Annotated in this window: 9 protein-coding genes; 3 read left to right on the top strand and 6 right to left on the bottom strand. The window is 72.7% G+C overall.

The genetic code is table 11. The annotated features are described in order from the left end of the window. Positions 1 to 28 precede the first annotated feature (28 nt). Entirely contained in the window at positions 29 to 2089 is a 2061-nt protein-coding gene (locus VQ03_RS30915; protein WP_245292005.1) for a methyl-accepting chemotaxis protein, read from the bottom strand. Positions 2090 to 2713: 624 nt separating this feature from the next. Between VQ03_RS30915 and VQ03_RS07975 the strand changes: the two genes are divergently transcribed. Both VQ03_RS07975 and VQ03_RS07980 read left to right on the top strand, forming a co-directional pair. After that, positions 2714 to 3817 (top strand): catalase family peroxidase, encoded by a 1104-nt coding sequence (locus VQ03_RS07975; RefSeq protein ID WP_048450343.1) that lies wholly within the window; start codon positions 2714 to 2716, stop codon positions 3815 to 3817. Beyond that, on the top strand, positions 3814 to 4365 hold the full coding sequence (locus VQ03_RS07980; RefSeq protein ID WP_157064012.1) for a cytochrome b: 552 nt from the start codon (positions 3814 to 3816) through the stop codon (positions 4363 to 4365). The genes VQ03_RS07975 and VQ03_RS07980 overlap by 4 nt, the downstream gene beginning before the upstream one ends. On the opposite strand, the gene VQ03_RS07985 is transcribed toward VQ03_RS07980, so the two are convergent. From VQ03_RS07985 to VQ03_RS08000, 4 genes are all read right to left on the bottom strand, one after another. Continuing rightward, complete coding sequence (locus tag VQ03_RS07985; protein WP_048450345.1) at positions 4362 to 4973, bottom strand: DUF1989 domain-containing protein; 612 nt, start codon at positions 4971 to 4973, stop codon at positions 4362 to 4364. The genes VQ03_RS07980 and VQ03_RS07985 overlap by 4 nt on opposite strands. Then, on the bottom strand, positions 4963 to 5664 hold the full coding sequence (gntA, locus tag VQ03_RS07990; RefSeq protein ID WP_048450357.1) for a guanitoxin biosynthesis heme-dependent pre-guanitoxin N-hydroxylase GntA: 702 nt from the start codon (positions 5662 to 5664) through the stop codon (positions 4963 to 4965). The genes VQ03_RS07985 and gntA overlap by 11 nt, the downstream gene beginning before the upstream one ends. Positions 5665 to 5844: 180 nt before the next feature. Beyond that, complete coding sequence (gene egtD, locus VQ03_RS07995; protein ID WP_245292006.1) at positions 5845 to 6786, bottom strand: L-histidine N(alpha)-methyltransferase; 942 nt, start codon at positions 6784 to 6786, stop codon at positions 5845 to 5847. Between the two features lie 14 nt (positions 6787 to 6800). Continuing rightward, on the bottom strand, positions 6801 to 7769 hold the full coding sequence (locus tag VQ03_RS08000) for a methyltransferase (protein ID WP_048450347.1): 969 nt from the start codon (positions 7767 to 7769) through the stop codon (positions 6801 to 6803). Between the two features lie 417 nt (positions 7770 to 8186). On the opposite strand from VQ03_RS08000, the gene VQ03_RS08005 reads away from it, so the two are divergent. After that, positions 8187 to 10145: a hybrid sensor histidine kinase/response regulator gene (locus VQ03_RS08005; RefSeq protein WP_048450348.1), complete on the top strand. Its 1959-nt coding sequence runs from the start codon at positions 8187 to 8189 to the stop codon at positions 10143 to 10145. Positions 10146 to 10149: 4 nt separating this feature from the next. Here VQ03_RS08005 and VQ03_RS08010 read toward each other — a convergent pair. Then, on the bottom strand, positions 10150 to 10434 hold a 285-nt coding region (locus tag VQ03_RS08010), incomplete at its 5' end, for a DUF2252 family protein (protein ID WP_157064010.1).

Raw genomic sequence — 10434 nt, forward strand, 5'->3', positions numbered from 1 at the left:
CCGGACATCCCTGCCGCGCGAGAGAGCCTCAGGCCGCCCGGATCGTCGCCAGGAAGCGCGAGACCTCGGCCGAGAGGTGCTCGGCCTGATGCGACAGCGCCGCGGTCGAGGCCAGGACCTGGCTCGCCGCCGCGCCCGTCTCCTCCGCCGCGCCCGCCACGCCCGCGATGTTGCCGGTGACCTCGCTCGTGCCGACGGCCGCCTGCGCCACGTTGCGGACGATCTCCTGGGTGGCCGCCCCCTGCTGCTCCACCGCCGCGGCGATCGAGGTCGCCACGGCGCTGATCTCGCCGATGCGGGCCGCGATGCCGCCGATGGCCGAGACGGCTTGGCCGGTCGAGCCCTGGATGCGCCCGATCTGCCCGGTGATCTCCTCGGTCGCCCGCGCCGTCTGGGTCGCCAGCTCCTTCACCTCGGCGGCGACGACCGCGAAGCCGCGCCCCGCCGCACCCGCGCGGGCGGCCTCGATGGTGGCGTTGAGAGCCAGCAGGTTGGTCTGGCCGGCAATCGTCGAGATCATCGCGACCACGTCGCCGATCTTGGCGGCCGCCGCGCTCAGCTCCCGCACCAGCTCCGTCGTCCCGGACGCCTCCGCGGCCGCCGTCCGGGCCAACTCGGCCGAGCCCTGCACCTGCCGTGCGATTTCCTGCACCGAGGCACCCAGCTCCTCGGCCGCCGCCGCCACCGTGCCGACATTCGTCGCCGCCTGGTCCGCCGCGGCCGCGACGGTGGTGGATTGCGACGCCGTCTCGGCGGCGATGCCGGCCATGCTCTGGGAAGTGGTCCGCAACTCGGTGGCGGCGTCCGTGACACGGCCGATGACGCCGCCCACCATGGTCTCGAAGCGGTCGGCCAGCTCGCGCGTCGCCGCCTTGCGCTGTTCCTCGGCCGAGGCACGGGCGAGCGCCGTCTCCGCCTCCAGCCGCTTCATCCGGATCAGGCCGTCCTTGAACACCTGGACGGCCTGCGCCATCTCGCCGAGTTCGTCGCGCCGGTCCGCGCCCTCGACCGGCGCGTCGAGGTCCCCGCCGGCCAGCCGGCGCATCATCCCGGTCATGCGGCCGATCGGGCCGATCACCCGCCAGCGCACGACCACGAACCCGGCCAGCGCGAGGAGCAGGGCGGCGGCGAGCAGGCCGATCTCGACGGCGAGCCGCGTCGCGGCCTCGGCACGGCGCGTCTCGGCGTGCTGCCGGGCGAGGCGCATCGCCGTGTTCGCGATCGCCGTCAGGGCGTCGAGGCCCTGGTTGCCGAGCCGGTTGAGCTCGTCGTTGCCGATGCCGGAGGGACGCCGCGCGGCCGCATCGTCGTAGGCGGTCTTGCGGATCCGCTCGTAGGCGCCGAACGACACCTCCCGGGCGGTGCCCGCCAGGGCCGCCAGCTCGGCGGGCGCCCCGGCCCGGGCCAGGAGCTCGTTGAGCACCGACCAGTTCACGAGCGCACGGCCGCGCAGCTCGGCCATCCGGCGGTCGAGATCCGGTGTCAGCTCGCCGCGGCTGCGCACCTCCGCCAGGGCCGTGCGCTCCAGCCCGAGCCCGTCGCGGGCGAGCCAGGCCGCCTGCTTCACGGCCATCAGCTCGGCCGTCGCGGTGTCGGTCATGCGGATGGTCTCGCCGAGGGCGACCGACATCGCCTCCAGCCGGTCGATCACGTCGGTGGCGGCGGCGTTGTAATCCCGGCTCAAGCCAGGGCGCCGCTGCTCCGGCGGAGCCTTGAGCGCCGCATCGGCCTCGCCGCGCAGGGCGGAGAACCGCGCGACGCTCCCGGGCAGGCCGGCCGCGATCTCGGGCCGGCCGCTCGTGCAATCGATCTCACGGCAGAGTTCGACGACGCGCGCAGCGGCCGGATCGGCCTTCCGGCGCGCCGCGGCCAGCATGTCGAGGAACGCGTCGGAGGCCGGCTGCCTGGCGTCGAGCGCCACCCGCGTGGGGCCGCGCTGGGTGCGGGTGTTCTGGAGCGCGGCGAAGACCTCGTATCCGGCCTCCGCCACCTGCGCGGCCCGCGCGCTCTCCCGAAGCTTCTGCGCGTCGCTGTAGATCGGCGTGCCGACCGCCACGGCCATGAGTGCCGTCATCGACCCGAGCAGCATCTGGAGGGTCGTGCTGATTCTCGGCGGAAATCGTCTCGCGTCCATTATTCGTCCAGATGTCGGCATCGTCAGGGGCGTGCCGCCGCAGGCTGGGCGATAAGATTGAAATTTATCTTACCATTTTAATCGATTTACATATGTTTAAATGATGAAACCTGACCGAGTGTTATTTGGCACTTTTCTATCATTCCGGTTCGGCAGGTCGATACCTTGCCGCAAGGACGATGAAGTCTACGGGTGATGCGCACCGCCACGACGTGATCGTGCCAGGACGTCTCCAAGGTGAGAGGCATGACGGAGCCGGGCCTCGCGGACGGGCGACCGGGCCTCCGTAGCGGGGCGCGGCAGGGATGAAAAAATTCCGCGCCTCATGGAATAACAAGGCGGGAGAAGCATCCCTGTCGGTGTGACGACGATTCGCGAGGAGGTCCGTCACGTGGAGGTCCGTCACGTGGAGGTCCGCGCATGCCGGCAGGCCGATCGTGGGCGATCCGATGCGCCTCGTCGCGCCGCGGATGCCGGACCGGCACGGCGACAGCCTCCCGGGGGCGATCGACGAGGGCCGTCCTGCCCCCCGGCAACGACATCCGCCGCAGGCCCGCGGCGAACACCTGAAGGCAGCCCATGGCCTTGCTGAACACCCTGATCGGGGCACCTCCCGGAATGCCCGCCCGCACCCTGCTGGTGCGCCTCGCCGCCATCGGCGCGGTCCTCGCCGGGAGCGCCGGCACCTTCGCGTATGTCGGCGGCTGGCTGTCGCCGGGCGCCCTCACGCCGGCCCGGGTCATCGACCGGTTCGAGGAGGTGAACGGCCCTCATCCGGGCTTCCGCCGCAACCACGCCAAGGGATTGTGCGTCGCGGGCCGCTTCGCGAGCAACGGCGCGGGCGCCCGGCTCTCGAAGGCCGGCCTGTTCGCTGACGGGCGGGAGACCCCCGTGGAGGGCCGCGTGGCGCTGGCCGGCGGCCAGCCCTACGCGGCGGATGCCGAGGCCACCGTGCGCAGCCTCGCCCTGCGTTTCCGGCTGCCGGATGGCGAGGAGTGGCGCACGGGCATGAACAACATCCCGGTCTTCCCGGTGCGCACGCCGGAGGCCTTCTACGAGCAGCTCCTCGCCGCCAAGCCCGATCCGGCGACGGGCAAGCCCGATCCCGAACGGATGAGGGCCTTCGCCGCGGCCCATCCGGAGAGCGCGACGGCGGCCGCCGTGATCAAGGCCCGCACCATCACCGCGGGCTTCGCCGACAGCACCTATTGGGGCCTCAACGCCTTCCGGTTCGTCGCCGCCGACGGCAGCGACCGGGCGGTGCGCTGGGCCGTCGTGCCGGAGGGGCCCGCGCAGACCGTCCCGGCTGCACGGGGCGACAGGAACGACCTCTTCGACGCGTTCGCCGCGACGCTGGCCCAGGGGCCGCGGCGCTGGCACCTGCTGGTGACCGTGGCCGGGCCCGGCGACCCGGTCGCGGACGCGACCCGGCCATGGCCCGCGGAGCGCGAGAGCGTCGATGTGGGCACGCTCACCCTCACCGGCACGGCGCCCGAGGCGGCCGGCAACTGCCGGGACATCAACTTCGACCCGCTCGTCCTGCCCGACGGCATCGCCCCCTCCGACGATCCCCTGCTGAGCGCCCGCTCGGCCGCCTATTCGCGCTCCTTCACGCGCCGGTCCGGCGAGGAGAAGCCCCCCAGCGCCGTCGCCGGTGCGCCGTCCCGTGGAGAGGTCCGCTGATGCCGTCCGCCCGCTTCAACCGGCCCGCCCGCCTGCTCCACTGGGTCATGGCGGCCCTGATCCTCGCCATGCTGCTGATCGGCGTCGGCATGGTGACCTCGCTCTCCGGTTACGGGGCCCTGGTCGCGCTGCACCGGCCGCTCGGCATCCTGATCCTGGTCCTCGCTCTCCTGCGGCTCGTCAACCGCCGGCTCCACCCGCCGCCGCCCCTGCCGGCGGACCTGCCGGCCTGGCAGCGCCGGGCCGCGCAGGCCTCGCACGTCGCGCTCTACGGGCTCATGCTCGCCATGCCGCTCGTCGGCTGGGCCATGCTGTCGGCGGCGCGCTACCCCGTCGCCCTCGTCGGCCCGGTCGTGCTGCCGCCGATCCTGCCCCGGAGCCCGATGCTCTATGCCGGGCTGCGCTCGCTCCACACGATCCTCGCCTACGCGCTGTTCGGGGTGATCCTCGCCCATGTCGGCGCGGCCCTGCTGCACGGGCTGATCCGCCGGGACGGGGTGTTCGCCAGCATGGCGCCCTGGCGTCCCCGCCGCCCGGGCGAAGGCTAGGCCGCCTTCCCGGCCCGCACGATGCGGTAATGGATCGGCTTGAAGCTGCCGTTGTTCGATTGCAGGGCGGAGCAGGCGGTCAGGCCGATGATGAGGTCGGCCTGCGCCTCGAAGGTGATGTGGTCGCCGGCCCGGCTGAGGGGCGGGGCGACGTGGAACGTGCCGGTCGTCCCGTCCACCGGCACGTTCATGAAGCAGTTGAAGGCGACCGGGATGCGGTCGGGCCCGATTCCGTAGGGCGCGAGCGCCGCGGCGAGGTTGCCGAAGCAGCCGCGATGCGGGTCGGCGTCGCCGTAGATGATGCGGAACGTGTCCGCCGAGCAGGGCGTCAGCAGGAAGTCGTGGCGCCCCACGCTGTCCTCGACGATCCGCAGGAGCACGTTCGAGCGGTTCGAGTAGAGCGGGTCGCCCGTCGTCAGATAGATCCGGCTCGCATAGTCGAGGGTGCGCCCGGAGGAGAGAACCTCGTCCGTGTCGTGCCGGTTGAAGGCGAGGAGGTCGGCCACCTGCTCGCCGCGCGGGTCGATCACGGTCAGGCGGTCGCCCCTGTCGAGGGTGAAGGCGACGCCGGAGCGCGGGGCGATCTCGTGCCGGCCCTCAGCGCACATCGGTGCCTCCCCGGCCGGCGCGCGGCCGGAACGGGCAGCGCCACGCCTCGTCGACGGCCCGGCCGCTGTACTGGCGCGCCTCCGAGACCTCGCCGTGGCGCGCCAGCATCGGGTTGGCGGAGCCCGCCAGCGCCACGTCCCGCTGCACGATCGAGGCGCGCAGCGTCTCGTAGCGGCCGGCCTCGCGCAGCTGCTCGAACTGCCGGTGGGGATTGAACACCAGGGCGGGGGAGGAGAAGCGCCGCGCCGGCCGGCTGGCGCCGGGATGCAGCCCGACGACGAAGAACGCCTCGCCCCCGAAGCTCAGGGAGAAGTGCGGATTGTCCGGATCGGCCGCCACGCGCTCGTCCCAGCGATGGCCGAGCCAGGCATCCTTGTCGGCGAGCGACTGGAGCCGCTGCCACAGGTGCCGCTCGAACGCCGCCTCGCTCAAGGTGTCCGGATCCTCGAACACGACGGCGAGGCTCTGGAAGGTGTCGGGCCGCGCCCGGTAATGCGCCGCGAAGGCGAGCAGGGCCGGGTAGATCCGCATGTCGTCCCAGGCCGAGGTCACCGACCGGGCAACGAGGACGCGCATCCGTCCCCGGGACAGGGCCGCCTTGGCGCCGACGCACGGGAAGTCCGTCTGCCGGATGAAGGCCCGGAAGGCCTTGGCCCGCGGATGATCCTGGTCGTTCCGGGGCAGGGGCATGGGACCGGGTGGCGGAACGATGCGGGACAGCGAGGCCGGCCTGCCGATACGCTGCATGGCCGACATGGGATCTTGCTCACTCACGGCAGATGAACTCCACGAATATCACCGTCTCCGTCGCCGGTCCGGGGCCGCGCCGCGCAGCCCCGGGGACGTCGCGCCCGCCTCACCCCTCCGGCCTCAGGCGCTGCGCAGCAGGTGCAGGCTGAACACGCCGAGCGCGTCCAGCCACACCGCCTCGGGGGTCCAGCCGCTGCGTCGCGCGATGTCCTGGAAGGCCTCGGGCGCGTACTTGTAGGAATTGTCGGTGTGGATGCTCTCGCCGGCCGCGAAGCGGAAGGTCTCGCCGTCGAGCCGGCACGCGGTGTCCCGCGTCGCGACCAGGTGGGCCTCGACCCGGAAGGGCTCCGGCAGCACCCGCGCCTCGTGCCGGAAGGCGTCGAGGTCGAAGGTGGCGCCGAGCTCCCGGTTCGCCCGCGCGAGCAGGTTCAGGTGGAGCGCCGCCATCAGCCCGTCGGCGCCGCCATAGGCCCGCAGCAGCCTTTCCTCGTCGCGGGTCGGATCGACGCCGATCAGGAACCAGCTCGGCCCGAGCGTGGCACGGACCCGCTCCATGAAGGCGACCGCCTGCGGGCCCGAGAAGTTGCTGATGCTGGTGCCGGGAAAGAAGCCGAGCACCGGCCCGCCCGAGAGATCGACCGGCAGCGCGATCGGCTGCGAGTAATCGGCGTGGACCGGGATCATCTCGACCTCGGGATAGTCCGGGGCGAGCCGGTCGATCGCCGCCTTGAGGAAGTCCCAAGAGATGTCGAGCGCGACGTAGCGGGCGGGCCGCGCCAGCGCGTCGAGCAGGGTGCGGATCTTGCGGCTCGCGCCGCTGCCGTACTCCACCACCGTGACGCCGGCGCCGATCCGGTCCGCGACCTCCGCCGCCACGCCGGGCAGGAGCGTCATCTCGCGACCGGTCGGATAATAGTCGCTCGTGCCGCAGATCCGGTCGAACAGCGTCGAGCCCTCGACGTCCCACAGGTACTTGCCCGGCAGCGCCCGGGGCCGGGCCGCCAGGCCGGCGCGGGCGTCGCGCAGGAACGCGGCTCTCTCCCGGGTCTCGGTGTTCGGCATGCTCGCCTCCCGCATCAGATCGGCCGCGTCGCCGTCAGGACCGCGAGGGCGATGCGGTCCGCCTCGGCATAGGCCGGACCGTCCAGCTCCTCGCCGTAGACGTCCGGATCGACCTCGTCATAGGCCCAGTCCAGCCCGGCATCGGCGCACAGCTCGCAGGCGGCGGCCCGGAACATGTCCCGGCCGCCGACGATGGCCGTCCCGGTGAACAGGACCAGCGAGCCACCCGGGGCGAGCCGGTGCGTGGCCGCCTCGACCACCGCGAGGGACAGCCCCGAGCCGTGCACGCCGCCTCCGTCCCGGTAGGCGCGCCCGGCGGCATCGACCATGAAGGGCGGGTTCGAGACGACCAGGTCGAACGCGCCCTCGACCTGTCCCAGGAGGTCGCTGCGCCGGGCCGTGGCCGAGGTGACGCCCGCCGCGCGGGCATTGAGGCTGGCGGCGTGGAGCGCCGCCTCGTTGATGTCGACGAGGGCGATTTCGGCCTCCGGCGCCCGCTTGGCGACCACGATCCCGGCGGCCCCGGAACCGCAGCCGATATCGGCCACGTGGCGCAGCGGGGCGGCGCGGGCCCCCAGATGGGCGGTGACGGCACGGACGAACCGCAGCGTGTCGGGGCCGAAGAACACCGAATCGGCGGCGAGCGGCGGATAGGCCGAGTGCAGGAACAGCTCGCCGTCGAGGCTCGACAGGCGCAGGGTGGGCCGCCACAGCGCGCCGTCCGGAACCGCCGCGCCAGCTTCCCGCATGAGGTCGAACAGCTCGCGCGGGATCACGTCGGGCCGGAAGGGCCGGCTCCAGCCGAGGATGTCGCGCAGGTCGCGCGCCTCGGCGCTGCCGGGCCGCCGGTTCACCCGCTCGTGCGTGGCCGGCGTCACCGTGGTGAAGGCGTAACCCGTCGCGCGGACCGCCTCGACCAGGGCCAGCAACGCCGCATCCCTGTCGGGGGTCGAGGCCAGGAACGGGCTCGTCGGCATCGTCATGGGCGCAACGCTCCCTCGCCGGCGGGATCGTGCGGCGTCGGCACGGCCGGGACACGGTCGGAATGGCCGCGGCGGCCCCGCGCGAGGGCGAACCCTCCGGTCTGCAGCTCGCATCGACACCTCACCCCGGACGCCCTCCCTGCTCGGGCACGATCTTCCAAGATACTGGATCGCAGTATCTCGATCGGTCCGGTCGGCAACGTGCGACGGGTGCATCGGTTCGAGGGCGTGCCACGCTTTGGCGTTCGCCCCGGCGGAAGGCCATCCGCGGTGGGAAACGGTCGCGCCGCAGCGATCCAGGCTTCGAGACCTGCGCGCGGCGTCGGCCTGCATGATCGGCAGCCGATGGTTTCCGGATGCTGGCAGGGAGTATAAAGCGAGGCTCGATCCGATTCCCCGTCACGCCCCGAACACCCGATGCCGGACAAGAATGCGCTCGAAGCTGCCATCGATCGCGAGGAGCGCTACCGCCTGCTGGTCGATTCAATCGTCGACTACGCGATCTACATGCTGGACGCACAGGGCCACGTCGCGAGTTGGAACCGCGGCGCGGAACGCTTCAAGGGCTATACGAGCCGCGAGATCATCGGCCAGCACTTCTCGCGCTTCTACACCGACGAGGACCGGGCGACCGGCCTGCCGGCGCGCGCCCTGCACATCGCCGCGACGGAGGGGCGCTTCGAGCAGGAGGGCTGGCGCGTCCGCAAGGACGGCAGCCTGATGTGGGCCCACGTGCTGATCGATCCGATCCACGCCGACGACGGCACGCTGATCGGCTACGCCAAGATCACCCGGGACATGAGCGAGCGGAAGGCGACGCAGGATGCCCTGCGGCAGAGCGAGCAGCGCTTCCGCCTGCTGATCCAGGGCGTGCAGGACTACGCGATCTACATGCTCGATCCGCGCGGCCACGTCACGAGCTGGAACCGGGGCGCGCAGCGCTTCAAGGGCTATACCGACGAGGAGATCGTCGGCGAGCATTTCTCGCGGTTCTACACCGAGGAGGACCGGGCCTCCGGGCTGCCCGCCCGCGCGCTCCGGACCGCCGCGGAGGAGGGCCGGTTCGAGGCCGAGGGCTGGCGGGTGCGCAAGGACGGCTCGCAGTTCCGGGCCCACGTCGTCATCGACCCGATCCGCGGCGAGCACGGCGAGCTGATCGGCTTCGCCAAGATCACCCGCGACGTCACCGAGCGGCGCGAGGCGCAGCGGGAGCTGGAGGCGACGCGGGCCCGCTTCATCCAGTCCCAGAAGATGGAGGCGATCGGGCAGCTCACCGGCGGGGTGGCGCACGACTTCAACAACCTGCTGGCCGTGGTGCTGGGCAACCTCACGCTCGCCCTCAAGCGCCTGCCCGACGACCGCAAGCTCCGGCAGCTGATCGAGAACTCCATCCACGCCGCCGAGCGGGGCGCGACCCTGACCAAGCGCATGCTCGCCTTCGCCCGGCGCCAGGAACTGACCACCGGGCCGATCGACGTGCCGGAGCTGGTGCGCGGCATGGCCGAGCTGCTGCAGCGCTCGATCAGCCCCGGCATCCGCATCGACACCCGGTTCCCGCTCCGGCTCGCCCCGGCCTTCGCCGACGCGGCCCAGCTGGAGCTGGCCCTGCTCAACCTGACCGTCAACGCGCGGGACGCGATGCCGGAGGGCGGCACGCTCACCATCGCGGCGCGGGAGGAGCGGATCGCGGCCGACGCGGTCCCGGGCCTCGCGGCCGGCCGCTACGTCTGCCTGTCCGTCACCGATACGGGCACCGGGATGGACGAGGCGACGCTGGCCAAGGCGGCGGAGCCGTTCTTCACCACCAAGGGCGTCGGCAAGGGGACGGGCCTCGGCCTCTCGATGATCCACGGCTTCGCCGAGCAGTCCGGCGGGCGCCTGCTGCTCAGAAGCGCGCCCGGCCAGGGCACCACCGCCGAGATCTGGCTGCCGGTGGCCGAGGGGGAGCACCGGCGCAGCGAGGAAGCCGCCCCGAGGCCGGACCTCCCGGCGCTCGCGCCCAGGACCGTCCTGGTGGTGGACGACGATCCCCTCGTGCTGATGAACACCGCGGCCATGCTGGAGGATCTCGGCCACGCGGTGCTGGAGGCCTCCTCCGGCGCGCAGGCCCTGCGCCTGCTGCGCGAGGCCGGCGGGCGCATCGACCTGATGATCACCGACCAGGTCATGCCGGGCATGACCGGCGCCCGGCTGATCGACGCGGTCCGCAGCGAGGCGCCCGGCCTGCCGATCGTCCTGGCGAGCGGCTTTGCCGACCTCCCGGAGGCCGGGCTGTCCGGCATCGTGCGGCTCGCCAAGCCGTTCGAGCAGGCCGACCTCGCCCGCGCCCTGGTGGCGAGCCTGCGCGGGGAGGGGCCGCGCTCCCAGCCGGGGTGAGGCTTCAGGCGGCGCGCCTCTCGGCGTAGCGGCGGCAATGCTGCAGGTAGCCGACCTCGTGGCGGCCGGCGAGCTCGACCACGCTCGACCACAGCCAGGACGGGGCCTCGCCGTCCCAACCCCGGGTGACCTCGTCGCGCCACGCCGCCCGGACCGCCTCGTCCATCTGCCGGCCATGGGCCTGGCCGACCACGTAGGCGAGGTAATGGGCGGCCCGCACCGCCTCCTCGCGGCTGAACTGGTCGATGTCGAGCTTCAGGTCCTGCGGGGCGAGCTCGCGCATCACCGC

The organism is Methylobacterium tarhaniae (genome assembly GCF_001043955.1).
Classification (GTDB): Bacteria; Pseudomonadota; Alphaproteobacteria; order Rhizobiales; family Beijerinckiaceae; genus Methylobacterium; species Methylobacterium tarhaniae.